The following is a 23,269-nucleotide window of genomic DNA, read 5'->3' as shown; positions in this document are numbered from 1 at the left end:
TTGTGAAAAATTGAAAATATTTATTTGTTGATCGAATAAAGTCTAGAAATATATTTTCCAACCACATCAAATTCAAGGTTGATTTTTGTTCCGACTTTGAAATCTTTAAAATTAGTGTGTTCGTAAGTGTATGGAATAATTGAAACGCTAAATTCATTTGTTTTAGAATTTACGACTGTTAAGCTTACTCCATTTACAGTAATCGAACCTTTTTCGATTGTAATGTTGCTGAGGCTTTTGTCATACTCAAAAGTATAATTCCAGCTTCCGTTTGCTTCTTCAATCTTAATGCAGGTTCCAGTTTGGTCTACGTGTCCCTGTACGATATGTCCGTCCAAACGGTCTCCAAGCTTCATTCCTCTTTCCAGATTTACAATGTCGCCAGTTTTCCAATCGCCAATATTGGTTTTTAAAATCGTTTCGTCAATAGCGGTTACGGTATAAAGAGAGTCTTTAATGGCGACTACTGTAAGGCATATTCCGTTGTGAGAAACACTCTGGTCTATTTTTAATTCATTGGTTATTGAGGAGTCAACTGTTATGTGAAGATTGTTTTGGTCTTTTTGAATTTCATGAATCCTGCCGAGTGTTTCTATAATTCCTGTAAACATTGTGGTTTTATTTTACTAAATTTGCACATCAAAATTAGTAATAAATAAACTGAGCTCATGAATAAAAAAGCAGAAAATATAATTGTTGGAATTTCGGTAGGAGATTTAAACGGTATTGGAAGCGAAGTTATACTGAAAACATTCGAAGATTCGCGTATGTTGGAATTGTGTACGCCGGTTATTTTTGCAAATGCTAAAATTCTTTCATTCGTTAGAAAAAGCTTCACATCAACAGTTCAATTTCATGGGGTTGATAAATTGGAGCAGGTTATTCCGGGAAAAGTAAATGTTTTGAACCTTTGGAGAGAAGGAGTTGACATAAACTTTGGAGTAAATGATCCTAAAATAGGAGAATATGCCATAAAATCTTTTACAGCAGCCACAAAGGCGTTGAAAGATGGCGAAATAGATGTTTTGGTAACAGCTCCTATTAATAAATACAATATACAGTCTGAGGATTTTAAATTTCCTGGGCATACAGATTATTTAGGCCAGGAATTAGAAGGCGATGCCCTTATGATGATGGTTCAGGATAATTTAAGAGTAGGATTGATTACCGATCATGTGCCTTTAAATGAAGTCGCCTCTCATTTAACAGAAGAGTTGATTGCTAAAAAAATAGAAACTATTAGAAAATCTTTAATTCAAGATTTTAGCATAGTAAAACCAAAAATAGCAGTTTTAGGATTAAATCCGCACGCTGGTGACGGTGGGGTAATTGGAAAAGAAGACGATTTAATTTTGAAGCCTGTTCTGAAAAAAATATTTGACTCAGGAACAATGGTTTTTGGTCCATTTCCTGCCGATGGCTTTTTCGGAAGCAGCCAATATGAAAAATATGATGCGATCGTGGCAATGTATCATGATCAAGGATTAATTCCGTTTAAAACATTGTCTTTTGGAAAAGGAGTCAATTATACAGCAGGTCTAGATAAAGTTAGAACCTCTCCAGATCACGGTACAGCCTATGATATTGCTGGAAAAGACATGGCAGATTACAATTCGTTTAAAGAGGCAGTCTATCTTGCGATCGATATTTTTCGCTCGCGTAATCAGTATGAGGAGATTAGCCAAAAACCTCTTAAAATAAAAGAAAAACAGTTATAAACAAAAAAAGGTGAATAAGATTATTAGTTTTATAATAATTTTATATCTTTGCACCCCAATTCAGATATCTAGTTTTAGAACTGAATTGTTCAAATTGATGTTGAAATGAGCAAAACAAAAGAATTTTTAATTCCTTTCGTAGGATTAAAACTAGGAAAACACCATTTTGAGTATCAGATAAATAACGAGTTCTTTAAGAATTTTGAATACGAAGAGTTTCAAAGTTCGGATATTAAAGTCAATTTGCTTTTCGAAAAGAAAAGTACTATGTTAGAATTAGAATTCAAACACAAAGGGACAGTAAATGTGCCTTGTGATCTAACAGGCGAAGATTTTGATTTACCTATAAAAGGGAAAATGAAGTTGATAGTTCGCTTTGGAGAAGAATTTAATGATGATAATGAAGAGCTATTGATTTTGCCGCATGGTGAACATGAGATAAATGTTGCGCAGTATATTTATGAAATGATTGCGCTTTCAGTGCCTCAAAAAAGAATTCATCCAGGTGTTAAAGACGGAAGCCTTCAGACAGAAGCTTTGACAAAACTGAACGAATTAAGTGTTAAAGAACAAAAGGAAGAGAGTAACAAAGAAGAAGATATTGACCCGCGTTGGGAAAAATTAAAGAAACTATTAACGGATAAATAATATAGTAAAATGGCACATCCTAAGAGAAAAACCTCGAAAACAAGAAGAGGTAAGAGAAGAACACATTACAAAGCTACTGTAGCTCAAATCGCTACATGTCCTATTACAGGTGAGGCGCATTTATACCACAGAGCTTACTGGCATGAAGGTAAAATGTACTACAGAGGGCAAGTTGTTATCGATAAATCTGAAGCGGTTGCTTAATACGTTTTTGTAAATTATACTAGAACTCTCACATAGTGAGAGTTTTTTTTGTTGGTTATAATTTTCGTTTTTTAGGAAAATATACACAAATTCGTTACGTTTTTTTTTGTAATTTTCGGGTCTTTTAAAAATTTTTCAAATTATCATAATTTGAAAGGAAAATAATAGAATATAATGAATACAATCACAGCCGCAATTACCGCTGTTGGAGCTTATGTTCCTGACTTCGTTCTTTCGAACCAAGTACTAGAAACAATGGTTGATACCAATGATGAGTGGATTACCGCTCGAACAGGAATTAAAGAAAGAAGAATTCTTAAAGATGCTGATAAAGGTACATCGTATCTTGCTATACAGGCAGCAAAGGATTTGATTGCAAAAGCAAATATTGATCCGCTTGAGATTGATATGATTATAATGGCAACTGCAACACCAGATATGATGGTGGCTTCTACAGGAGTATTTGTTGCAACAGAAATTGGCGCAACAAATGCATTCGCATATGATTTGCAGGCTGCTTGTTCAAGTTTCTTATACGGAATGTCAACGGCTGCTGCTTATGTACAGTCAGGACGTTACAAAAAAGTGCTTTTAATTGGTGCCGATAAAATGTCATCAATTGTAGATTATACAGACAGAGCAACTTGTATTATTTTTGGAGATGGGGCTGGAGCAGTTCTTTTCGAACCAAATTATGAAGGCTTAGGTCTGCAGGATGAGTATTTAAGAAGTGATGGCGTAGGACGCGATTTTCTTAAAATTCCTGCAGGAGGTTCTTTGATTCCGCCTTCAGAAGACACTGTAAAAAATAGACAGCATAATATTGTGCAAGACGGTAAAACTGTTTTCAAATATGCTGTGACTAATATGGCAGATGCCAGCGAATTGATTTTGCATAGAAATAATTTGACAAATCAAGATGTTGACTGGCTGGTGCCGCACCAAGCTAATAAACGTATTATTGATGCTACTGCTGGAAGATTAGAATTGGACGATTCTAAAGTTTTGGTAAACATCGAAAGATATGGTAATACTACTTCTGGAACTTTACCATTAGTATTGGCTGATTTTGAAGATAAGCTTAAAAAAGGAGATAATATTATCTTTGCTGCTTTTGGTGGAGGATTCACTTGGGGATCTATCTATTTAAAATGGGCTTACGATAAGAAATAATTAAAACTAAAAACGAATCATTATGGATTTAAAAGAAATTCAAAACCTAATTAAATTTGTTGCAAATTCGGGCGTTGCAGAAGTGAAGTTAGAAATGGATGATGTAAAAATCACGATCAGAACAACTTTAGAAACAAATGTAACTGAAGCAACTTATGTGCAGCAATTGCCAACTCAGGCAGCTTTACCTCAAGCGGCAGTTCCGCAAGTAACAGCTCCAACAGTTGTAAATGTGACTCCAGAAAAACCTGCTACTGACGATTCTAAATACATTACTATAAAATCTCCAATTATTGGAACATTCTATAGAAAACCTTCTCCAGACAAACCAGTGTTTACTGAAGTAGGAAGCACTGTATCTAAAGGAGATGTTCTTTGTGTAATTGAAGCAATGAAATTATTCAACGAAATCGAATCTGAAGTTTCTGGTAAAATTGTAAAAATTCTTGTAGACGATATGTCTCCAGTAGAATTTGATCAACCTTTATTCTTAGTAGATCCATCATAAATAAATTTAGATTTTAGATTTTAGATTTTAGATTGATCTGCAAATTAATTATGTCAGACATCTAAAATTATCTAATTATCAAATTGTCTAATTATCTAATTAAAATAAGATGTTTAAAAAAATATTAATTGCGAATAGAGGAGAAATTGCACTACGTGTAATTCGTACATGTAAGGAAATGGGAATCAAAACTGTTGCAGTTTACTCTACAGCCGACGCAGAAAGTTTGCACGTTAAATTTGCTGATGAAGCGGTTTGTATTGGCCCTCCTCCGAGTAACTTATCGTATTTGAAAATGTCAAATATTATTGCAGCTGCAGAAATTACAAATGCAGATGCAATTCATCCAGGTTATGGATTTCTTTCTGAGAATGCTAAATTCTCAAAAATCTGTCAAGAGCACGGAATCAAATTTATTGGGGCTGCTCCAGAAATGATCGACCGAATGGGAGATAAAGCTACTGCAAAAGAAACAATGAAAGCTGCAGGAGTTCCTTGTGTGCCAGGTTCAGACGGATTATTAGAATCTTACGAACACGCACAAAAAGTAGCTAAAGAAATTGGTTACCCAGTAATGATGAAAGCTACTGCCGGTGGCGGTGGAAAAGGAATGCGTGCCATCTGGAAAGAGGAAGACCTTTTAAAAGCTTGGGAAAGCGCACGTCAGGAAGCTGCCGCAGCGTTTGGAAATGACGGAATGTACATGGAGAAACTTATTGAAGAACCGCGTCATATCGAAATTCAAGTTGTTGGAGATTCTTACGGAAAAGCTTGTCACCTTTCTGAAAGAGACTGTTCTGTACAGCGTCGTCACCAAAAACTTACTGAAGAAACACCTTCGCCTTTCATGACAGACGAACTTCGTACTAGAATGGGAGAGGCCGCTGTAAAAGCTGCTGAATTCATTAAATATGAAGGAGCTGGAACTGTAGAGTTTTTAGTAGACAAACACAGAAACTTCTACTTCATGGAAATGAATACTCGTATTCAGGTGGAGCATCCAATCACAGAACAAGTTATTGATTACGATTTGATTCGTGAGCAGATTATGGTTGCTGCCGGAATTCCAATTTCTGGTAAAAACTATCTGCCGCAATTGCACGCTATTGAAGTTCGTATTAATGCTGAAGATCCTTATAACGATTTTCGCCCTTCGCCAGGAAAAATTACTACGCTTCATATGCCAGGAGGACACGGAGTGCGTTTAGATACTCACGTGTATTCAGGATATAGCATTCCGCCAAACTACGACTCTATGATTGCTAAGTTGATTACAACGGCACAATCTCGTGAAGAAGCTATCAGCAAAATGCGTAGAGCTTTGGATGAGTTCGTAATTGAAGGTGTGAAAACTACAATCCCTTTCCATAGACAATTAATGGATGATCCGAATTATATTGCAGGAGATTATACAACTGCATTTATGGATACATTTAAAATGAATAATCCACAATAATTATAAAGGCTGTCAATTTTGACAGCCTTTTTTCTTTATAGGCTCTTTATAAATTCCAATTTGGAAATTGCTTCGCCTATTCGCTGCCTCTCGAGTTCAAACTTTAGATTAAGGTTTGATTTTAGAATTTGAAATTTCGCTCAGGTTACACTTTGTGTGTTTACTTATTACACACTTTTTTTCTCTTTTACACACCTTCTTAGTTTTCTCTTTTTTTATTATATTTGATGTAAAGTGTTTAAATACAGCTTTTTATGATCTTTGGCATGGTGCTTTTCTTTTACGGCATAATAATTTCATTACTCTAAGCGTAAACAACTATTAATTTAAATATATACGTTATGAAAAAATTATTTTTATCAGCCGCAATTGTTTTAGGAAGTTTAACTTCATTCGCTTCAACTTCACCAGTTACCAATACAAATGTAAAAGTGATTTCTATTGAAGACGAATACACAGAAATCAAATTGGAAGAATTACCAGCTGCTATCACGGACGCTTTGAAAAAAGCATATCCAGAAGCGGTAATTACTAAAGCATACAAAAATGAAAAAGCACAGTATAAACTTGACGTAACTGTTGGCGATAAGGTTGGAAATCTTTTTGCTAATGCAGACGGAACATGGATTAAACAATAATCTAATCTAAGATTTTGTGAAAATCCAGATCAAGAATACTAAGATCAAATTAACTATATTAAAATACAACTATCATGAAAAAAATATTTTTATCAGCCGCAATCGTTTTGGGAGGTTTAACATCATTTGCTTCAACTTCGCCAATTTCAAATACAATCGTAAAAACAATTTTTATCCAAGATGATTATACAGAAATCAAATTGGAAGAAGTTCCAGCAGCCGTAACAGATGCTCTTAAAAAAGCATATCCAGATGCTGTGCTTTCTAAAGCATTTAAAAACACAAAATCTGAGTATAAGCTTGAAGTGACTGTTGGAGATAAAACAGGAAATCTTTTTGCTAACGCAGATGGAACTTGGATTAAAAAATAATTAAGTCTAACCCTTAAACTATAACTATGAAAAAGTTAATCTTATCGGCAGCAATTGTCTTAGGCAGTCTGTCGATGTATGCAGAAACCACTGCTGCAGCCAGTCCAATGGTGCAGACAGTCAATGATCAGGATGGATATAAAGAAGTAGATGGAGTTCCGGCAGCCGTAAAAAAAGGCCTAGATGAAGCTTATCCTGGTGTAGTGCTTGAAAAAGCATGGGTAAATGATAAAAAGGAGTACAAAATTGAGATAACCGTTCGAGGGGAAAAATCGATCGTTTATACAGATGCTTCTGGTAATATTCTTAAAAAATAATTTAAACCACAAATATTATGAAAAAGTTAGTTTTATCAGCAGCGATTGTTTTAGGAAGCCTTTCAGTAAATGCTACAGTTCTTCCAGCAATCTCAATTATTCAATCAGTAATTTTTCAAGATGCTTTTACTGAAGTAGCCGCAGACCAAGTGCCGGCAGCAGTGAAGTCTACCGTTGAAAAATCTTTTCCGAATACTAAGCTTGAGAAAGCTTATAAAAACGATAAGAACGAGTATAAACTTGAAATTTCAAGCGGAGACAAGAAGTATACGATTTTTACCGATGCTTCTGGTAATATCATCAAGAAATAATTAAAAATCAGCATCATGAAAAAATTAATCTTATCAGCGATAGTTGTTTTTGGGACAATGTCAATTCATGCAAGTGTATTGCCAGTCTCGAGTGACACTAAAGCAACTGTAACAATTCAGACTGAATATACAGAAGTTACAGTAGATGCTGTGCCTGCAGCTGTAAAAACAGCCTTGCAGACTGCTTATCCAGGAGCAAAACTGGAGAAAGCTTTTGTAAATGACAAAAAAGAGTACAAACTCGAAATATCAGTTGGAGACCAGAAGGCTACTGTATACTCAGATGTCAATGGTAACTGGTTGAAAATATAATTAGGTGAATTTAGATTTATGTTTTTGGTGAAAAAGAGATTGCGTCGTGCAATCTCTTTTTTTTTACATATTTTACATAATTTTATGAAATAACAAGTTTAATAATATTATTTTAGCAAAAAGTCCCTCAAAGCAAATGCCGAAGATATTACTGATAGAAGATGATATTGCGTTTTGTAAATTATTAGAAAAGTTTCTAATCAAAAAAACGTACGATGTAACGATAGCTTTCTCTGCAGCAGAAGCACGCGAAGCGGTTAAAAAAGAATCTTTCGATTTGATTTTAACAGACCTTCGTTTGCCTGATTCTGACGGTATCGGACTTATGTCTGAATTTAAAAATTCGCATCCCCATATTCCGGTTATTTTAATGACGGGTTACTCGGATGTAAACACTGCTGTTAAAGCCATTAAAAATGGGGCCGCAGATTATATCTCGAAACCCTTTAATCCAGATGAAGTTCTTCTGGTTATTACCAATGCATTGCAGACTCCAAAAGCTGAAGAAGAGCAATCTGAAACTTCAGAAAAAAAGAAAAAAGCAGTTAAAAAAACGGCTACAGCAGAAAATGAATTTGTGAAAGGAATTTCTGTTGCATCAAAAAAACTTTTAGATCATATTCAGCTGGTGAGCCCGACCGATATGTCTGTCCTTATTATTGGCGAAAGCGGAACAGGAAAAGAAATCATAGCCAAAAGCATTCATCAGCAAAGCAGAAGAAAAGACAATAATTTTATTGCGGTAGATTGTGGAGCAATTCCGAAAGAATTGGCGGCAAGCGAATTTTTTGGGCATTTGAAAGGTTCTTTCACTGGAGCAATCAGCGACAAAAAAGGGTATTTTGAAGCTGCAAATGGCGGCACTTTGTTTTTGGACGAAATTGGAAATCTTTCGTATGAAAATCAGATTCAGTTATTAAGAGCGCTTCAGGAAAGAAAAATCAAACCTGTTGGCAGCAATAAAGAAATAAACGTCGATATACGCATTATTACGGCTACGAATGAAGATTTGCGCGAGGCAGTAAAAAACGGCGATTTTAGAGAAGATTTATATCATAGAATCAATGAATTTTCTATTCAGTCGCCATCTTTAAAAGACCGCGGAGAAGATTTAATGGTTTTTGCCGATTATTTTCTAGAAAAAGCCAATCAGCAGCTGGACAAAGATGTCATCGGATTTTCTCCAGAAGTGGTTTCCATTTTTCAAAATTACAGCTGGCCAGGAAATCTACGCGAATTGCAGAATTGCGTAAAACGCGCCACTCTTTTAACGCGCGGCGATTTTATAGAAAGCGATGTGCTTCCGGCAGAATTTTTTCAGATTCAAAAGCAGCAGCCTTCAAACGAAGTTTTCTCATTGTCTGAAAACGAAAAAGAAACCATCATTCATGCTTTGTCAAAAACACAGAATAATAAATCGGAGGCAGCAAAATTGCTCAAAATTACCAGAAAAACACTTTACAATAAATTGAAGCAATACAATATCGAATAAAAAAACCTTTTTTTATTCATGTTATTGGAGTCTATAAATATTTTTGTCCCTACTGGATTTTAACGCACAGCTTGCAATATAAAGTTATCCATAAGCTTCGGAGAAGCGCAATATTTATAGCAAATATTCGACATCTACAATAAAAAGCTCCGTAGGTGCGACATATATTGAGAATGGAGAAAAAATATGTCGCACCTACGGAGCTCTTATGCTGTATTATTTATTCTTTACTATAAATATTTAGCTTCTCTGAAGTTTTCAGACTGCTTTATTTTTATAGATTTTATTAAAGCTCGTGTTTTAATTCCTTAAAAAGAGCGTTTACTTTTTCATTCAAATACGCATAGGTCGCTTTTATATCTATTGTATTTAAATCTTCTTTTTCTAGATTTTTTAAGAGTTCGCCAATTTCATTTGCCTGAATTTGTTTGAACATTGGAGCAATTCGATGCGCAATAGATTTTATTTCATCATAATTTTTATCTTGAACAGCAGCTTCCAAAAAGCCTAAATTTTCTATTGTGGTTTCTATAAAAGATTTTAAAACTTCTTTCAAAGCCACTCCGTCCTGACCTAGAAAATCTTTCAAAGTTTCTAAAGAATATAGCTGAGACGCATTTCTATCTGCATTTTCGGTGTCTTCGGCGACAGGAATTTCTTCGTGGTCCAAAATATGCTGAATGGTTTCCAAGAGAATTTTGGGAGAGTAAGGTTTCTTTATTACTGTAGTGAAACCAGCATTTTTGTAAACGGCAAGATCCAAATCTGTGCGCCCCGTAAGTGCAATTACAGGCTGATTTTTAAAAATGGTTTCCGGAAGTTCGCGCAGTTTTTCCAGAAAAAGAAATCCGTCTATTTCTGGCATTTGAATGTCGGTAATAACAAAATCGAAAGGCGTGCTCTTGATTGTTTCCAAAGCTTTGGCAGGATTGGTAAACGAAAGTACTTGATGCTGCTCCTGTTTTAAAACACCGCTTGTTAAATTCAGAAGATTTATATCATCGTCTACAACAATAAAAGTCTGTTTTTTGGTGTTTTTTGAAGGTTTGCTTTTAACATCATTTAAAGCCATATTTCCTTCGCTGCTATCAAACAATAGCGGCAATTGAATAATAAATGTGCTGCCTTTTCCAAAAATGCTTTCCAAGCTTAAACTTCCGCCCAAAATTGAAATAATTTTTTGGCAGATTGACAAGCCTAAACCTGTTCCGCCATATTTCTTTTCGATGTTTTCATTGGCTTGGGCAAATTCTTCAAAAACCAATTTCTGATTCGCCTTCTCAATTCCGATTCCGGTATCTTGAATTGAAATCGTAAAAGACTGGTCGTCATTCGCGTAGGCGGCAATTCGAATATGGCCTTGTTCGGTAAACTTATAAGCATTTCCGATAATATTTGTCAGAATCTGTTTCAAACGAAATGGATCGCCAACAATACGTTTCTGAAATTGTTCATCAACATTGATAATGAGGTCAATATCCTTTTGTTTATAAACGGTTTGAATATTTCTGGCAACATCTTCGATAATTTCCGGCAATGAAAACGGAACTTTTTCGATTGAAATTTTCCCTGCTTCAATCTGAGAGAAATCTAATAAATCCTGAACGAGCTGGGTGATGTATTCAGACGAATTTTTAATGTTTTTAATGAAATAGGATTGTTTGGTATTGACATCTGAATTGCCTAAAAGTTCAGAATACCCCACAATTGTGCTCAAAGGCGTTTTCAAATCGTGGCTTACTGTTGAAATTAGTTGCTCGCGGCTTTTGAGCAGATTCTTTGTTTTGAAGTTGGCGATTTCAAGCTGTTTTTTATACAATTGTGATTTTGAATAATCGCTTACAATTAAGATCGAAAAAAAGACAGTCAGCAATAAACCGATAACAGCAGAAGCCGTTACAATTTCGTTGACTCTTTTTAATGATTTTTCTTTTAATGAATTGTTTTTTATCGAATTGATGATAATTTCTCTCTCAATAATTCGGAGTATCTTTCTAAGCTGATCGGAGATGGCAATTTCGTTCTGAAGCAGTTTGTTTTCTTCAAAATTCAAAGATTCTTTCTTTTTTTCGGCTTTTATTTTTACAGAGCTCAAAAGCTTTTTCGAATTGGCCAAAATAGAATCTGAAGCTTTTTTGCTCAGCGTATTGGTGCTGTCGTCAGGAATATTCGAATTCAAATAGTCAACATATTGTTGCAGAACACTTCGCTGGTAACTCCCAAGCTGATTTGGATTTTTGGTAAAATCCTGAAGCTCAAGTTTTCTGAGGTTGAACTCCATTTTTGTGATTTCGTCAATGGCATTATTTACAGAAGTTTCATCGTCAGCTTTATTTTTGATTTCTCTTAATTGTTTGATGTTTTCTGTCTTTTCGGCCAAGAAATAAGTAACGCTGTCCAAAAGTTTTTTCTGGTATTCTGTAGTGACAATTTGTTTTAAAGTGTCAATGCGTTTGCGAAGCGAATCGGTTTCGATTAAATAACTTTTAAAATCTTTTTCAGAATTATTTTGGATTGTCTGTCTGGCCAGACTTTCTGTTTTATAAACATTAGAGTACAATCTGCTGACTCTTATAATTTTTGTTTTTTCTAAAGCAATCTTATCTTCCAGCTTATTGTAAACCACATTTTCAGAATATAGAAACCATCCGACTGTGACAACCAAAGCTAATAATGCAACATAGCTGAATAAAACTTTTATTGCGGTGTAACTTTTTTTGGTCTCCATATTTTGCTGAAAGATTTAGTAATTCGGGCTCGATCCCGAAACTTCGGGACGGGATTAAAACATTGCAATTTATCCAAAAAAATCTGTTTTATGAAGAGTAAATCTACCGAATATGTTATATAATTGTAAGGTGCAGAAAGAAAAACAGCCGCAGATTATGTAAATCTGCGACTGTAAAATATTTTTTTTAAATGGTTACAAAGTCTCGTCTAACCATTTGAAAAATTCGCCTTGCCAAACTTGAGCATTTTGCGGTTTTAAAACCCAGTGATTTTCGTCTGGGAAATACACAAATCTACTTTTGATTCCTCTCAATTGAGCGGCTTGAAAAGCTTCTTGCCCTTGTCCGATTGGCACACGGAAATCTTTTCCGCCTTGGAAAATTAAAATTGGCTTATTCCAGTTCTGCACCAAAGTGGCAGGGTTAAAAGTAGTGTAGGCTTTTTGAGCTACAGCATTATCTTTTTCCCAGTAAGGCCCGCCAAAATCCCAATTGTTAAAGAAAACTTCTTCTGTAGTTCCTAACATAGAAATGGTATTGAAAACTCCATCGTGAGCAATGAAAGTTTTGAAACGGTTTTTGTGGATTCCTGCTAAATAAAATACAGAATATCCTCCGTAACTTGCCCCGACACATCCTAAACGGCTTTTGTCAACATAGCTTTCTTTTGCCACATCATCAATTGCAGAAAGGTAATCGTCCATAACTTGTCCGCCCCAGTCTTTACTGATCTGCTCATTCCATTCAACACCATGTCCAGGCATACCGCGACGGTTTGGCGCTACAACCACATAACCTTTAGCCGCCATTAGAGAGAAATTCCAACGGAAAGAGTACGATTGTGTCAATGCACTTTGAGGTCCTCCTTGACAGAACAATAAAGTTGGGTATTTTTTAGTAGCATCAAAGTTTGGAGGCAAAATTACCCAAACCAGCATTTTTTTACCGTCAGTTGTCGTAACATAGCGTTTTTCGGTTTTGCTTAATGCTAAAGTTTTATAAGTTTCTGTATTTACGTTTGATAATTGTTTCCAAGTATTTTTCTTCAAATTGAAAGAATAAATTTCGCCTGCATGATTCATGTCAGTTCTTGTAACGATAATATCATCTCCAGCAAAACCAATTAAATCGTTCACATCAAAATCGCCGTTTGTCAATTGTCGAACGTTGATTGCGATTTTAGTCAAACCTGGAAAATTAACCGAGAAAAGTTGTTTTGTTCCGTCGATTGGAGCCACAAAAAATACTGTTTTCCCATCTTTGCTCCAGATAAAATTATCTACAGTTCCGTCCCAGTTTGCAGTTAAGTTGGTTTTGATTCCTTTAAACTCAACAATAATATCATTTTTATCAGACTCGTAACCGTCACGCTTCATTTGCAGCCAAGATAAATTTCCAGTTGGCGAAAATTGCGGTGCAGTATCGTAACCTAAGTTGCCTTCGGTTTTATTAGTTGTTTTTTGAGTTTCTAAATTGTACTCATAAATGTCTGTGTTGGTAGAAATAGCGTAAGCAGTTCCTGCTTTTTTCTTGCAAACATAAAAAATGCTTTTGCTGTCTGGCGACCAGATGTAATCTTCATCGCCGCCAAAAGGTTTTTGAGGAGAATCGAAAGTTTCATCTTTCAAAATGTCAATTCCTTTTGCTCCGTCTTTGTTTTCTTTATAAAAAACGTGATTAAACTTTCCTTCGTTCCAAGTATCCCAGTGACGGTAATCTAACCCATCATAAATTTGAGCATCAGATTTATCAAGACTTGGGTAGAAATCTTTGCCTAAAACTTTATCAATTTTTACTTCTTCATTGTAAACGACAAATTTTCCGTCAGGCGAAATGTTTTTATCGGCCAAAATAGTTGCCGTTTCTTTAATCTCAACTGCATTTCCTCCAGTTACAGGAATTGTGTAAATTTTTGAAGTCGATTTATTGTCGGCTACAGAAGGTGTTGAAACTTTAAAAACTACATTTTTCGCATCTTTAGAAATGCCAAGAGGAGTTACTCTCCCTAATTTCCATAACAATTCTGGCGACATTACATTTTGTCCGATAGCATTTAAACTCATCATTATTAAGGTTGTTAATACTACTTTTTTCATAATTAAATTATTCTATTTTTTGTGCGCTAAAAATACGAATTAAAAATTCCAAACTTTTAAAATCCAAATCCCAAATATTGTTAAAATTTCAAAAAGACTGTCGTAAAATTTTTATTCGCCACGAATTCACGAATTTTTATTCTTAAACGTTATTAAAAAAACAATTTATGAGTTTCGTCTTGTCCCCCTGAGCGGATTCGAAGGGCGCAACGTAAGAGGCTTCGACTCCGCTCAGCCTGACAGTTAAGAAAAATTTAATTGATTAAGTCTTGGAATTTGGATATTAGAATTTTCAGATTATCATTTTGTCCCCCTGAGCGAAGTCGGAGGGCGCAACGTAGGAGGCTTCGACTCCGCTCAGCCTGACAGTTAAGAAAAATTTTATTGATAAAGTCTTGGAATTTGGATATTAGAATTTTCAGATTATCATTTTGTCCCCCTGAGCGAAGTCGGAGGGCGCAATGTAAGAGGCTTCGACTCCGCTCAGCCTGACAGTTAAGAAAAATTTAATTGATTAAATCTTGGAATTTGGATATTAGAATTTTCAGATTACCATTTTGTCCCCTGAGCGAAGTCGAAGGGCGCAAAGAGACTTTGATTTGGTTCGGCGGAGCAAAGTGTTTAAATGAACTTACATTTTTTATATGGTTTGAAAAAATTTGTAATTTAACCCAAGATTGGAATTTTGAATTTTACTAATTGGAATTTTTAAAATATGGAACTAAGCTATTGGGAACTTAAAAATTGGTTTGCAAATATTGATTATACAATTGTAGGCAGCGGAATTGTTGGCCTTCATACGGCATTACGCTTACGCGAAAGATTTCCTGCGGCTAAAATTCTGGTATTAGAACGCGGAATGCTGCCGCAAGGAGCCAGCACAAAAAATGCTGGTTTTGCCTGTTTCGGGAGTCTTTCTGAAATTATGGATGACTTAAAAACACACGCTGAAGATGATGTTGTCGCACTTATTGAAAAACGTTGGAAAGGTCTGCAATTGCTTCGAAAAAGATTGGGAGATCAGGCCATTGATTTTAAGCCTCACGGCGGATATGAATTGTTTTTGAAAGAAGATGAATCTGGATTTAATGAATACATTTCTAAAATTCCATTTATCAATGAAGTTCTGAAACCTCTTTTTAAAACCGATGTTTTTTCGAAAGAAGTCGATCGATTTGGGTTTCAAAATACGCAGGAGTATTTAATTTTTAATCCGTTTGAAGGGCAGATTGATACCGGGAATATGATGCAGGAATTGTTGAAACAAGCCGTTTCGGCAGATATTCTGATCTTAAACCAACAGACGGTAAAATCGTATCTCGATACAGGAAATCAGGTTGAAGTTGCAGTAAACGATTTTAGTTTTAAAACCCAAAAACTGCTTTTTGCAACCAATGGTTTTGCTGGCGAATTGACCAATGGTGCCGTAAAACCTGCAAGAGCACAAGTGCTTATTACAGAACCCATTCATAATTTAGACATCAAAGGAACGTTTCATTTGGATCGAGGGTATTACTATTTCAGAAATATTAATGACCGCATTTTATTGGGCGGAGGCCGAAACCTTGATTTTGAAGGAGAAACAACTGTTGAATTTGGACAGACGAAAATTATTCAAAATAAATTGGAAGATTTGCTGAAAAATGTAATTTTACCAAATCAGGATTTCCAGATTGCGCACCGATGGAGCGGTATTATGGGAGTCGGAAATAGTAAGAATCCTGTCGTGACCCGGCTTTCGGAAAATGTATTCTGCGGAGTGCGTTTAGGCGGAATGGGAGTGGCAATAGGAAGTTTAATAGGAACAGAATTAGCAGATTTAATACAATAATGGCAGCAACCAAAAAACCAGCACCAAAAAAACCAGCAGCAAGCAAACCAAAACCTAAAACATCTTCTAAAAAAGGGAATCGCACTTTTGGAGAAAAAGTAAAATGGTTTTTTATTAAAGCAGCCCTTTGGTTTTTTGGATTATCAATTGGCTCGGTTATCTTTTTTAAATATGTTCCAGTGCCGTTTACGCCATTAATGCTCATTCGTGCCATCGAAAATAAAATGGCTGGAAAAGAAGTTTATTTTGATCACGATTGGGAACCGATTGATAAAATCTCAATGAATTTGCAGAAAGCCGTAATCGCAAGTGAAGACGGAACTTTCCTAACGCACAATGGTTTCGATTTTAAAGCACTGCAAAAGGCATATAAAAGCAATGAACGCGGCCGCCGAATTAGAGGAGGAAGCACCATTTCGCAGCAAACGGCTAAAAATGTCTTTTTATGGCAGGGGAAAAGTTATTTCCGTAAAGGTCTCGAAGCGTACTTTACCGTTTTAATTGAAATTATTTGGGGCAAAGAACGCATCATGGAAGTATATTTGAACAGTATCGAAATGGGAGACGGAGTTTATGGTGCCTACGCAGCTACAGAACACTGGTACCGTAGAGATGCTTCGAGTTTAACGCCTATGCAGGCTGCCGGAATTGCGGCGATTTTGCCAAATCCTAGAAAATTTAAGGCTACAGGTTCGTCAAGTTATATTAACAGAAGAAAAGAACGAATTGTGCGCGAGATGCGTTACGTCGGAAAAATCAATTATGATGGCAAAGAAGACAAGAAGAAGTAAAAAAACGCTTTTTGCTTTTCTGATACTGACCGCAACGCTCACTTTTGGACAAGGAAAAACAGCAGAAATAGGTTTTATATCTGATAATGATTTATACACCTCGTCTAAGTATGATATGTACTATACCAATGGTCTTGAACTTTTTTATCGGTTTTTATCAAAAAATGATAATCCTAAAATCAATAAAGAAATTACTGAATTTAGAATTGGACAATATCTTTATAATCCGCGTTTTCTAAACAAAGAAGCAGTTACGGTAAACGACCGCCCTTTTGCCGGTTATCTTTTTGCCGAAGCAGGAAAAAGTTTTTTTTACCAAAGCGAATCGGTTTTGAAGACCGATTTTCAAATTGGTTTGCTTGGTCCGAATGCATTAGGCGAAGAATTGCAGGAAGGCTTTCATAATCTGATTGGCTACAAAAAAGTATATGGTTGGGAAAATCAGATTCATAATGCTTTTGGAGTGCAGGTTCATGCGATGTATTCAAAAAAAATGTTTCCGTCAAAACACAATGATTTTGTAGACTTTCATTGGCAGTCAGAAGGAAATTTAGGAACGATCTTCTCGGGTTTTTCAACAGGATTTATGGCGAGATTCGGATTTAAAAAACTCCTTCCAATTTACGATTCCAATATGTATCATGCTTCTGTAAGTGCGCAGGCTCAGCCGAATATTAGAGAGTTTTACTTTTACGCGGCGCCAAGTGTCAATTATCAGTTTTATGACGCCACAATTGAAGGCAGTATGTTTAATGACACAAGCCCCGTTACTTTCGATTTAGAACCGCTGCGATTCAACGCCGAAGCGGGTTTAAAATACCGGCACAATAACTTCAATATATCTTATTCTTTCCTTTATCGCGGAAGAGAATTAAAAGATCCAGGAATCGATACCAATTCTGGATATTTTTATGGGTCTATAAGAATGGGGTTTTTGCTTAAGTAATCTTTTTGAACAAAAAAAGACGTCCATTTATTTTTTCTCTGTTTCGGCAATGCAGAACGTTCTTTTGTCTTGATTGTCAATTCGTATAAGAATTCGGTAATGAGTCCAGCAAAATTGCGAACGCAGTGCGTTCGCAATTGGAAAAGTTCTGTAAAATTGACGACACATTTCTAGTTGACGAATAGAAAACCCGTTGCCAAACTGTGGTTGCAGTTCATTTGAAAGCGATTTTATGATAAATTCACCATATGCGGCTCTTTCTTTATCCTTTTGTTCTTCTTCAAAAATTACTTTGTCCATTTGCCAATACATCAGGACTCGTTCCATATCGACAGAACGAATTGCTTTGTTTTTTGCATTAGCAATAATATCACGTATTTGTTTTATAAACTCTTTTTTTAGTTGCATTTGCTAAATGAATTTTTAAGCCTATAGGTTGAGTCAAATAATGATCGATTTGAAATGCAAATATTGAATGCATAAATAAAGAATTTAGTGGCAAAAAGTTTTATTTAAGGAATAATAAGCCATAGTGATGTGTGTCAATAGTTTCTCTAAGGATTAATTATTTTTTATTGCAATACTATTTCCTGAGGCTTTATTGAAAGTGATGGTTTTGTTTGGTCCGCCGTAAAAGAGTGTCAAAGTCAGCGTGCTGCCAGTTTCGCTTTTAAAAAGAATGTCTTTTGCCGTTCCGATTCTTATATCCTGATTTTCATCCATAAGTTGTAGATCAGTACATTTAAATATCCTTTTTTCGATTATGCCATTTGTTTCAATTACTTCAAGCCAAGGAGATGCCATCGCATTGTAACGCACAATTTGCGCTCGATATTTCTCATTTAAGCTTTTATCTTTAATTAATCCTAATGATGTTGTAGAAAGTAATAAAGCAAAAAAAGGCATCATCATAGCCAAAATGCTTATTGAAAATGTTACAATTATCGCTGTCAAAAGAAGTTTTGCTAAAAGTTTTTTCCAAAAAACGATGATGATAACAAAACTGCTTATCAGCCAAAGCCATGATAAAGCCACATCGCTGTAATAACCGCGTAGACTGATTTCTTTATAATAATAAAAAAGGCAGTCCAGAACAGAAAGAGTGCAGATGATAAAATAAACGAATAATATTAGTTTTTTATTCTTACTCATAATTTTCTTAAGATATAACGTAAAGCAAATACCATAACAGTCGATAAAACTAGGATAGGGAAGAAGGAAAACGAAAGAGTATATGTAATTTCTTCATTCAAAAGATAAGTGCTCCATGAAGATTCGCGATCAACAAAAATGCCATAATCCCAAAGAAACCAAACAAAAATTAAGAAGATGAATTCAAGTCCGATTTGGAGATATTTGTTTTTTATGAGAGTAAACAGCAAAAAAACAATTGTTAGAAAAACGGTTGTGAATACTGACATTAAATAAGCATCATCAAAAAAAGAACAGTTTAAACACCCACTTGACATTCTTTCAGAAAAACTTCCCATTGCCCAATAGATTTGTGCGAAAGTGAAAACGAAAAGAAATCCTGCAATTATAATGAGTCTTTTCAAAAGTGGAAATATTTTATTCTTTAAGCTTTGATTCATTTTGAAACGTTTGATGAACTATTAAAACTGTTCTGTTTGGAATTTTATGTCACGCAAAAATAGAAAACAGTTTCTAAAGAAATATCTTTCAAAAAAAAAGACGATGCGTCAAAATATGTTTTACTCAAAACTCAAACACTTAACTGTTTGATAACATGAAAGATGTTTTTAATTAGTTACTTTTAATTAAAAATTTTAATCATGGATATCAATTGGAATATAATAGCGATTGTAGCAATATTAGTAATTATTCTTGTTGTGCTAACAATCAGAAAAAATCAGCGGGAGAAAAAGAAATTGGAAAATCTGCTGAACAACGATTTTAAAAAAACTGAGAAAGATAGAGTCGATGCAGATGATGCTGCTAATGAGAAATAAATGACAAGATTGGAAAATTTATAACAAACCCGACAGGTTTTTGTCTAAGGTTTCTGAGCATATGCTATAAAACATAGAATGTGTAAAAAAAAATACCCAAGCAGAATTACTATCTGTTTGGGTATTTTTGAATTATTTGTGGAGAATATCGGATTCGAACCGATCACCTTCCCGATGCATCGGGATACTCTAGCCTTTTGTTTGTATTAGGTTTTCAATATATTTTCGGCTTTTCATTTTTTTTATCTGTAATTCTCTTTGATAAGCTTCACTTCTTGTAGTAAAGGTTTCAGAGTATTTTAACACCCAATCTTTCGCAGCTTTTGTGAATTTGCTTCTGCTATTTAAATGATCTTCTAAACGTTGTTTGATATTTTGAGATGAACCGACATAGTATTTGTCTAATGTTTCTGAATATATGATGTAGATATAAAACATAAAATGGATACTAAAAAAAATACCCAAGCAGAATTACTATCTGTTTGGGTATTTTTAATTATTTGTGGAGAATACCGGATTCGAACCGGTCACCTTCCCGATGCATCGGGATACTCTAGCCTTTTGTTTGTATTAGGTTTTCAATATATTTTCGGCTTTTCATTTTTTTTATCTGTAATTCTCTTTGATAAGCTTCACTTCTTGTAGTAAAGGTTTCAGAGTATTTTAACACCCAATCTTTCGCAGCTTTTGTGAATTTGCTTCTGCTATTTAAATGATCTTCTAAACGTTGTTTGATATTTTGAGATGAACCGACATAGTATTTGTCTAATGTTTCTGAATATATGATGTAGATATAAAACATAAAATGGATACTAAAAAAAATACCCAAGCAGAATTACTATCTGTTTGGGTATTTTTGAATTATTTGTGGAGAATACCGGATTCGAACCGGTCACCCCTTGCCTGCCAGGCAAGTACTCTAGCCAAATGAGCTAATCCCCCTTTGTTTTTTGTTGAGCAAAGAAAATTCGAACTGTCGCCTTCCCGATTTTTCATCGGGACGCTCTAGCCAAATGAGCTAATCCCCCTTTATTTTTGTTGAGCAAAGAAAATTCGAACTGTCGCCTTCCCGATTTTTTATCGGGATACTCTAGCCAAATGAGCTAATCCCCCTTTATTTTTGTTGAGCAAAGAAAATTCGAACTGTCGCCTTCCCGATTTTTCATCGGGACGCTCTAGCCAAATGAGCTAATCCCCCTAAGCGTTAACAAATAAAGTCAATTAATTCTCAAAAAACAAATTTCTAGAAGTTTCAGAGGAATTATTTTCAAAAGCGTAACTTTACCTTAAATCTGATTTTTTTATGAGTTTAGAAAATGCAAATGGAAGTTTACAGACATTTTTCCAAAATACGATTGCCACTGTGCAATTTGGCCATCGGGCAAGTAATTCTTTTCCGCGTGAATTGTTAAATAGGCTTACAGCTGAAATTAATTCCTTAAGCAGAAATGAAAATGTTTCGGTTATTATTTTGAAAAGCGACGGAGAAAAAACATTTTGTTCCGGAGCTTCTTTTGATGAACTTTTGAAAGTTGAAAATGAAGAACAAGGAATAGAATTCTTTTCTGGTTTTGCGCATCTATTGAATGCTATGCGAAATTGCAGTAAAATTATAATTGGCAGAGTGCAAGGAAAGGCAGTAGGGGGCGGTGTCGGAATTATTTCGGCCTGCGATTATGTTTTTGCAACTCCGCAAAGCGATATTAAATTATCTGAACTAGCAATCGGAATCGGGCCTTTTGTGATAGAACCGGCTGTTTCTAGAAAAATCGGAAAAACAGCTATGACAGAAATGACGCTGGCAGCGCACGAATGGAAATCGGCAGATTGGGCTTTTCAAAAAGGTCTTTATTCGGTTATGAGTGATGCTGAAAATTTAGACAAAGGGGTCGTAAATTTTGCTCAAAAATTAAGCTCGTACAATCCCGAAGCGCTTTACGAAATGAAAAAAATTATTTGGGAAGGAACAGAACAATGGGAATCGCTTTTATTTGAACGTGCTGCCATTACAGGAAAATTGGTCTTGTCTGATTTTACAAAGTCGGCGTTATTACAGTTTAAGAAATAATTGCGCATAAGATCCTGCAAGGTTTTTAAAACCTTTTAGGTTTGATTAATAAAATAGAAAAAGAATATTTCATAAATACCTAAAGGTTTCAAGAAGCTTGCAGGATTAAAACATTTTTAAAATGAAACTTATTTCGTTAATGCAAAAAGTTGACATTGCAGAGAAAATTAAAGATGCTCCAGATAGCGGTTATCAAATTGGCGTTGTCATTGGATCTTTCATTCCGTTTCTGGTTTTGGGCGGAATTGCTTTGTGGATGTATACTCGTGCTAAAAAAAGAGCTAAAAACGGCAATTAATTTGTAAATTTGCAAGCTTAAAATTAAAAATCGATGAGTAATATCAGAATTACAAAACAATTTAGCTTCGAAACCGGCCATGCTTTGTACGGTTACGACGGAAAATGCAAGAACGTTCACGGACACAGTTATAAATTATCGGTAACGGTTATTGGTTCGCCAATTACAGACCGATCGAATGTAAAGTTCGGAATGGTAATTGACTTTTCTGATCTAAAGAAAATTGTAAAAGAAGAAATCGTCGATCAGTTTGATCATGCTACTGTTTTCAATCAGACAACACCGCATATCGAATTGGCAAATGAATTGAAAAATCGTGGACATCACGTTATTTTGGTAGATTATCAGCCAACAAGCGAAAATATGGTAGTTGATTTTGCTGAAAGAATCAAAAATCGCTTGCCTGCAGGAATTACTCTTTTCTCACTAAAACTTCAGGAAACAGAATCGTCTTTTGCCGAATGGTACGCTTCTGATAATCTTTAATATTCCTAAAAAAGAAATTCTAAATTCCAACTCTCCGACTTCGCTCAGAGTGACAAAAGTCTAAAAATTCTGAGAAGTCTAGTAATCTAAAACTCTAAATGAAAAAAATATATTTTGCTTCAGATCAGCATTTTGGTGCGCCGACTCCAGAGTTGAGTTTACCGCGTGAAAAAAAATTCGTGGCTTGGCTTGATGAGGTGAAAGAAGATGCTGAAGCCATTTTTTTATTGGGAGATTTATTTGATTTTTGGTTTGAATATAAAACAGTTGTTCCGAAAGGTTTTGTGCGCATTTTAGGTAAGTTGGCAGAAATTCGCGATAGCGGAATACCGATTTACTTTTTTGTCGGAAACCATGATCTTTGGATGAATGATTATTTTGAAACCGAATTGAATATTCCGGTTTATCACGATAACAAAGAATTTACTTTTAACGGAAAAACGTTCCTAATTGGCCACGGAGACGGAAAAGGCCCTGGAGACAAAGGCTATAAAAGAATGAAAAAGGTATTTACAAATCCGTTTTCAAAATGGCTTTTCCGCTGGCTGCATCCAGATGTAGGCGTAAGTCTGGCTCAATATTTATCAGTCAAAAATAAACTGATTTCTGGCGATGAAGACGTGAAGTTTTTAGGAGAAGAAAACGAATGGCTGGTTTTATATGCCAAACGAAAACTGGAAACCAAACATTACAATTATTTCATTTTCGGACATCGCCACTTACCCATGATTATTCCAGTTGGAGAAAACTCCGAATATGTAAATCTAGGCGACTGGATTGGCTACTTTACTTATGGCGTTTTTGACGGTGAAAAATTCGAACTTAAAAAGTTTGAGAAATAAGTTAAGAAGTCGAAAGCGAAAAGTCGAAAGCTGAAAGTTAAAGCCAAAAAGTTGAGGTTTAATT

At 35.1% G+C, this 23,269-nt stretch carries 27 protein-coding genes and 1 tRNA gene; 20 read left to right on the top strand and 8 right to left on the bottom strand.

The features are described from left to right. Nucleotides 1-20: 20 nt before the first annotated feature. Nucleotides 21-611 carry a riboflavin synthase gene (locus N4T20_RS03350; RefSeq protein WP_260671701.1) on the bottom strand — a complete coding sequence of 197 codons (591 nt, stop codon included), beginning with the start codon at nucleotides 609-611 and terminating at the stop codon, nucleotides 21-23. A 57-nt stretch (nucleotides 612-668) separates the two neighbouring features. Between N4T20_RS03350 and pdxA the strand changes: the two genes are divergently transcribed. The 12 genes from pdxA to N4T20_RS03290 all read left to right on the top strand — a co-directional run bounded on the left by pdxA (nucleotide 669) and on the right by N4T20_RS03290 (nucleotide 9,148). Continuing rightward, on the top strand, nucleotides 669-1,718 hold the full coding sequence (gene pdxA, locus N4T20_RS03345; RefSeq protein ID WP_260671700.1) for a 4-hydroxythreonine-4-phosphate dehydrogenase PdxA: 1,050 nt from the start codon (nucleotides 669-671) through the stop codon (nucleotides 1,716-1,718). Between the two features lie 105 nt (nucleotides 1,719-1,823). Beyond that, the gene (locus N4T20_RS03340) at nucleotides 1,824-2,366 is read left to right on the top strand and encodes a YceD family protein (RefSeq protein WP_260671699.1); all 543 of its coding nucleotides are present in this window, start codon (nucleotides 1,824-1,826) and stop codon (nucleotides 2,364-2,366) included. Between the two features lie 9 nt (nucleotides 2,367-2,375). Beyond that, the gene (rpmF, locus tag N4T20_RS03335; protein ID WP_260671698.1) at nucleotides 2,376-2,570 is read left to right on the top strand and encodes a 50S ribosomal protein L32; all 195 of its coding nucleotides are present in this window, start codon (nucleotides 2,376-2,378) and stop codon (nucleotides 2,568-2,570) included. Between the two features lie 174 nt (nucleotides 2,571-2,744). Next, entirely contained in the window at nucleotides 2,745-3,743 is a 999-nt protein-coding gene (locus N4T20_RS03330; RefSeq protein WP_260671697.1) for a beta-ketoacyl-ACP synthase III, read from the top strand. A gap of 22 nt (nucleotides 3,744-3,765) precedes the next feature. Then, nucleotides 3,766-4,251, top strand: a complete 486-nt coding sequence (accB, locus tag N4T20_RS03325) for an acetyl-CoA carboxylase biotin carboxyl carrier protein (RefSeq protein ID WP_260671696.1) — start codon at nucleotides 3,766-3,768, stop codon at nucleotides 4,249-4,251. A gap of 109 nt (nucleotides 4,252-4,360) precedes the next feature. Further along, a complete protein-coding gene (gene accC / locus N4T20_RS03320) occupies nucleotides 4,361-5,707 on the top strand; it encodes an acetyl-CoA carboxylase biotin carboxylase subunit (RefSeq protein ID WP_260671695.1) in 1,347 nt (448 codons plus the stop codon). 341 nt (nucleotides 5,708-6,048) lie between these two features. Next, nucleotides 6,049-6,345, top strand: coding sequence for a hypothetical protein (locus tag N4T20_RS03315; protein ID WP_260671694.1), 297 nt, complete (start codon nucleotides 6,049-6,051; stop codon nucleotides 6,343-6,345). Nucleotides 6,346-6,419: 74 nt separating this feature from the next. After that, nucleotides 6,420-6,716 (top strand): hypothetical protein, encoded by a 297-nt coding sequence (locus tag N4T20_RS03310; protein ID WP_260671693.1) that lies wholly within the window; start codon nucleotides 6,420-6,422, stop codon nucleotides 6,714-6,716. A 26-nt stretch (nucleotides 6,717-6,742) separates the two neighbouring features. Continuing rightward, nucleotides 6,743-7,033 (top strand): hypothetical protein, encoded by a 291-nt coding sequence (locus N4T20_RS03305; protein ID WP_260671692.1) that lies wholly within the window; start codon nucleotides 6,743-6,745, stop codon nucleotides 7,031-7,033. Between the two features lie 17 nt (nucleotides 7,034-7,050). Then, complete coding sequence (locus tag N4T20_RS03300; RefSeq protein ID WP_260671691.1) at nucleotides 7,051-7,344, top strand: PepSY-like domain-containing protein; 294 nt, start codon at nucleotides 7,051-7,053, stop codon at nucleotides 7,342-7,344. A 15-nt stretch (nucleotides 7,345-7,359) separates the two neighbouring features. Next, nucleotides 7,360-7,656, top strand: a complete 297-nt coding sequence (locus tag N4T20_RS03295; protein ID WP_260671690.1) for a PepSY-like domain-containing protein — start codon at nucleotides 7,360-7,362, stop codon at nucleotides 7,654-7,656. 136 nt (nucleotides 7,657-7,792) lie between these two features. Then, complete coding sequence (locus tag N4T20_RS03290) at nucleotides 7,793-9,148, top strand: sigma-54-dependent transcriptional regulator (protein ID WP_260671689.1); 1,356 nt, start codon at nucleotides 7,793-7,795, stop codon at nucleotides 9,146-9,148. A gap of 286 nt (nucleotides 9,149-9,434) precedes the next feature. Here the strand turns inward: N4T20_RS03290 and N4T20_RS03285 are convergent, their stop codons facing one another. Further along, complete coding sequence (locus N4T20_RS03285; protein WP_260671688.1) at nucleotides 9,435-11,876, bottom strand: ATP-binding protein; 2,442 nt, start codon at nucleotides 11,874-11,876, stop codon at nucleotides 9,435-9,437. Nucleotides 11,877-12,071: 195 nt separating this feature from the next. After that, complete coding sequence (locus tag N4T20_RS03280) at nucleotides 12,072-13,973, bottom strand: S9 family peptidase (RefSeq protein ID WP_260671687.1); 1,902 nt, start codon at nucleotides 13,971-13,973, stop codon at nucleotides 12,072-12,074. Nucleotides 13,974-14,688: 715 nt separating this feature from the next. On the opposite strand from N4T20_RS03280, the gene N4T20_RS03275 reads away from it, so the two are divergent. Genes N4T20_RS03275 through N4T20_RS03265 form a run of 3 tightly spaced genes read left to right on the top strand, consistent with a single transcriptional unit; the run spans nucleotide 14,689 to nucleotide 17,541 of the window. Then, complete coding sequence (locus N4T20_RS03275) at nucleotides 14,689-15,804, top strand: NAD(P)/FAD-dependent oxidoreductase (protein WP_260671686.1); 1,116 nt, start codon at nucleotides 14,689-14,691, stop codon at nucleotides 15,802-15,804. After that, nucleotides 15,804-16,595, top strand: a complete 792-nt coding sequence (gene mtgA / locus N4T20_RS03270) for a monofunctional biosynthetic peptidoglycan transglycosylase (RefSeq protein ID WP_260671685.1) — start codon at nucleotides 15,804-15,806, stop codon at nucleotides 16,593-16,595. The genes N4T20_RS03275 and mtgA overlap by 1 nt, the downstream gene beginning before the upstream one ends. Then, nucleotides 16,570-17,541 carry a lipid A deacylase LpxR family protein gene (locus N4T20_RS03265; protein WP_409559633.1) on the top strand — a complete coding sequence of 324 codons (972 nt, stop codon included), beginning with the start codon at nucleotides 16,570-16,572 and terminating at the stop codon, nucleotides 17,539-17,541. Before mtgA ends, N4T20_RS03265 begins: the two co-directional genes overlap by 26 nt. A 27-nt stretch (nucleotides 17,542-17,568) precedes the next feature. Here the strand turns inward: N4T20_RS03265 and N4T20_RS03260 are convergent, their stop codons facing one another. Together N4T20_RS03260 and N4T20_RS03255 are read right to left on the bottom strand one after the other, a co-directional pair. Next, entirely contained in the window at nucleotides 17,569-17,949 is a 381-nt protein-coding gene (locus tag N4T20_RS03260) for a DUF1016 N-terminal domain-containing protein (RefSeq protein ID WP_260671683.1), read from the bottom strand. 153 nt (nucleotides 17,950-18,102) lie between these two features. After that, nucleotides 18,103-18,693, bottom strand: coding sequence for a hypothetical protein (locus N4T20_RS03255; protein ID WP_260671682.1), 591 nt, complete (start codon nucleotides 18,691-18,693; stop codon nucleotides 18,103-18,105). Between the two features lie 641 nt (nucleotides 18,694-19,334). Between N4T20_RS03255 and N4T20_RS03250 the strand changes: the two genes are divergently transcribed. Further along, complete coding sequence (locus tag N4T20_RS03250) at nucleotides 19,335-19,511, top strand: hypothetical protein (RefSeq protein WP_260671681.1); 177 nt, start codon at nucleotides 19,335-19,337, stop codon at nucleotides 19,509-19,511. 189 nt (nucleotides 19,512-19,700) lie between these two features. On the opposite strand, the gene N4T20_RS03245 is transcribed toward N4T20_RS03250, so the two are convergent. The 3 genes from N4T20_RS03245 to N4T20_RS03235 form a co-directional block, all read right to left on the bottom strand. After that, the gene (locus N4T20_RS03245; protein ID WP_260671680.1) at nucleotides 19,701-19,949 is read right to left on the bottom strand and encodes a GIY-YIG nuclease family protein; all 249 of its coding nucleotides are present in this window, start codon (nucleotides 19,947-19,949) and stop codon (nucleotides 19,701-19,703) included. A gap of 115 nt (nucleotides 19,950-20,064) precedes the next feature. Beyond that, nucleotides 20,065-20,313: a GIY-YIG nuclease family protein gene (locus N4T20_RS03240; protein ID WP_260671680.1), complete on the bottom strand. Its 249-nt coding sequence runs from the start codon at nucleotides 20,311-20,313 to the stop codon at nucleotides 20,065-20,067. 66 nt (nucleotides 20,314-20,379) lie between these two features. Next, nucleotides 20,380-20,453 (bottom strand) — tRNA-Ala (locus N4T20_RS03235). Nucleotides 20,454-20,814: 361 nt separating this feature from the next. On the opposite strand from N4T20_RS03235, the gene N4T20_RS03230 reads away from it, so the two are divergent. From N4T20_RS03230 to N4T20_RS03215, 4 genes are all read left to right on the top strand, one after another. After that, nucleotides 20,815-21,579: an enoyl-CoA hydratase/isomerase family protein gene (locus N4T20_RS03230; protein WP_260671679.1), complete on the top strand. Its 765-nt coding sequence runs from the start codon at nucleotides 20,815-20,817 to the stop codon at nucleotides 21,577-21,579. 121 nt (nucleotides 21,580-21,700) lie between these two features. Continuing rightward, nucleotides 21,701-21,877, top strand: a complete 177-nt coding sequence (locus tag N4T20_RS03225; protein ID WP_260671678.1) for a hypothetical protein — start codon at nucleotides 21,701-21,703, stop codon at nucleotides 21,875-21,877. A 33-nt stretch (nucleotides 21,878-21,910) separates the two neighbouring features. After that, nucleotides 21,911-22,363, top strand: a complete 453-nt coding sequence (locus N4T20_RS03220) for a 6-pyruvoyl trahydropterin synthase family protein (protein WP_091494652.1) — start codon at nucleotides 21,911-21,913, stop codon at nucleotides 22,361-22,363. 98 nt (nucleotides 22,364-22,461) lie between these two features. Then, on the top strand, nucleotides 22,462-23,205 hold the full coding sequence (locus tag N4T20_RS03215) for a UDP-2,3-diacylglucosamine diphosphatase (RefSeq protein WP_095928326.1): 744 nt from the start codon (nucleotides 22,462-22,464) through the stop codon (nucleotides 23,203-23,205). Nucleotides 23,206-23,269 lie beyond the last annotated feature (64 nt).

Origin of the sequence: Flavobacterium sp. TR2, assembly GCF_025252405.1 — a bacterium.
In the GTDB taxonomy this organism is placed as follows: Bacteria; Bacteroidota; Bacteroidia; order Flavobacteriales; family Flavobacteriaceae; genus Flavobacterium.
Note: the sequence above shows the minus strand (reverse complement) of the source record. Positions and strands in the feature narration are given on the sequence as shown.

Excerpts from the sequence above, each read along its gene's own strand:
- N4T20_RS03350 (WP_260671701.1), bottom strand. The coding sequence starts at position 611 with ATGTTTACAGGAATTATAGAAACACTCGGCAGGATTCATGAAATTCAA.
- pdxA (WP_260671700.1), top strand. The coding sequence starts at position 669 with ATGAATAAAAAAGCAGAAAATATAATTGTTGGAATTTCGGTAGGAGAT.
- N4T20_RS03340 (WP_260671699.1), top strand. The coding sequence starts at position 1,824 with ATGAGCAAAACAAAAGAATTTTTAATTCCTTTCGTAGGATTAAAACTA.
- rpmF (WP_260671698.1), top strand. The coding sequence starts at position 2,376 with ATGGCACATCCTAAGAGAAAAACCTCGAAAACAAGAAGAGGTAAGAGA.
- N4T20_RS03330 (WP_260671697.1), top strand. The coding sequence starts at position 2,745 with ATGAATACAATCACAGCCGCAATTACCGCTGTTGGAGCTTATGTTCCT.
- accB (WP_260671696.1), top strand. The coding sequence starts at position 3,766 with ATGGATTTAAAAGAAATTCAAAACCTAATTAAATTTGTTGCAAATTCG.
- accC (WP_260671695.1), top strand. The coding sequence starts at position 4,361 with ATGTTTAAAAAAATATTAATTGCGAATAGAGGAGAAATTGCACTACGT.
- N4T20_RS03315 (WP_260671694.1), top strand. The coding sequence starts at position 6,049 with ATGAAAAAATTATTTTTATCAGCCGCAATTGTTTTAGGAAGTTTAACT.
- N4T20_RS03310 (WP_260671693.1), top strand. The coding sequence starts at position 6,420 with ATGAAAAAAATATTTTTATCAGCCGCAATCGTTTTGGGAGGTTTAACA.
- N4T20_RS03305 (WP_260671692.1), top strand. The coding sequence starts at position 6,743 with ATGAAAAAGTTAATCTTATCGGCAGCAATTGTCTTAGGCAGTCTGTCG.
- N4T20_RS03300 (WP_260671691.1), top strand. The coding sequence starts at position 7,051 with ATGAAAAAGTTAGTTTTATCAGCAGCGATTGTTTTAGGAAGCCTTTCA.
- N4T20_RS03295 (WP_260671690.1), top strand. The coding sequence starts at position 7,360 with ATGAAAAAATTAATCTTATCAGCGATAGTTGTTTTTGGGACAATGTCA.
- N4T20_RS03290 (WP_260671689.1), top strand. The coding sequence starts at position 7,793 with ATGCCGAAGATATTACTGATAGAAGATGATATTGCGTTTTGTAAATTA.
- N4T20_RS03285 (WP_260671688.1), bottom strand. The coding sequence starts at position 11,876 with ATGGAGACCAAAAAAAGTTACACCGCAATAAAAGTTTTATTCAGCTAT.
- N4T20_RS03280 (WP_260671687.1), bottom strand. The coding sequence starts at position 13,973 with ATGAAAAAAGTAGTATTAACAACCTTAATAATGATGAGTTTAAATGCT.
- N4T20_RS03275 (WP_260671686.1), top strand. The coding sequence starts at position 14,689 with ATGGAACTAAGCTATTGGGAACTTAAAAATTGGTTTGCAAATATTGAT.
- mtgA (WP_260671685.1), top strand. The coding sequence starts at position 15,804 with ATGGCAGCAACCAAAAAACCAGCACCAAAAAAACCAGCAGCAAGCAAA.
- N4T20_RS03265 (WP_409559633.1), top strand. The coding sequence starts at position 16,570 with ATGGCAAAGAAGACAAGAAGAAGTAAAAAAACGCTTTTTGCTTTTCTG.
- N4T20_RS03260 (WP_260671683.1), bottom strand. The coding sequence starts at position 17,949 with ATGCAACTAAAAAAAGAGTTTATAAAACAAATACGTGATATTATTGCT.
- N4T20_RS03255 (WP_260671682.1), bottom strand. The coding sequence starts at position 18,693 with ATGAGTAAGAATAAAAAACTAATATTATTCGTTTATTTTATCATCTGC.
- N4T20_RS03250 (WP_260671681.1), top strand. The coding sequence starts at position 19,335 with ATGGATATCAATTGGAATATAATAGCGATTGTAGCAATATTAGTAATT.
- N4T20_RS03245 (WP_260671680.1), bottom strand. The coding sequence starts at position 19,949 with ATGTTTTATATCTACATCATATATTCAGAAACATTAGACAAATACTAT.
- N4T20_RS03240 (WP_260671680.1), bottom strand. The coding sequence starts at position 20,313 with ATGTTTTATATCTACATCATATATTCAGAAACATTAGACAAATACTAT.
- N4T20_RS03230 (WP_260671679.1), top strand. The coding sequence starts at position 20,815 with ATGAGTTTAGAAAATGCAAATGGAAGTTTACAGACATTTTTCCAAAAT.
- N4T20_RS03225 (WP_260671678.1), top strand. The coding sequence starts at position 21,701 with ATGAAACTTATTTCGTTAATGCAAAAAGTTGACATTGCAGAGAAAATT.
- N4T20_RS03220 (WP_091494652.1), top strand. The coding sequence starts at position 21,911 with ATGAGTAATATCAGAATTACAAAACAATTTAGCTTCGAAACCGGCCAT.
- N4T20_RS03215 (WP_095928326.1), top strand. The coding sequence starts at position 22,462 with ATGAAAAAAATATATTTTGCTTCAGATCAGCATTTTGGTGCGCCGACT.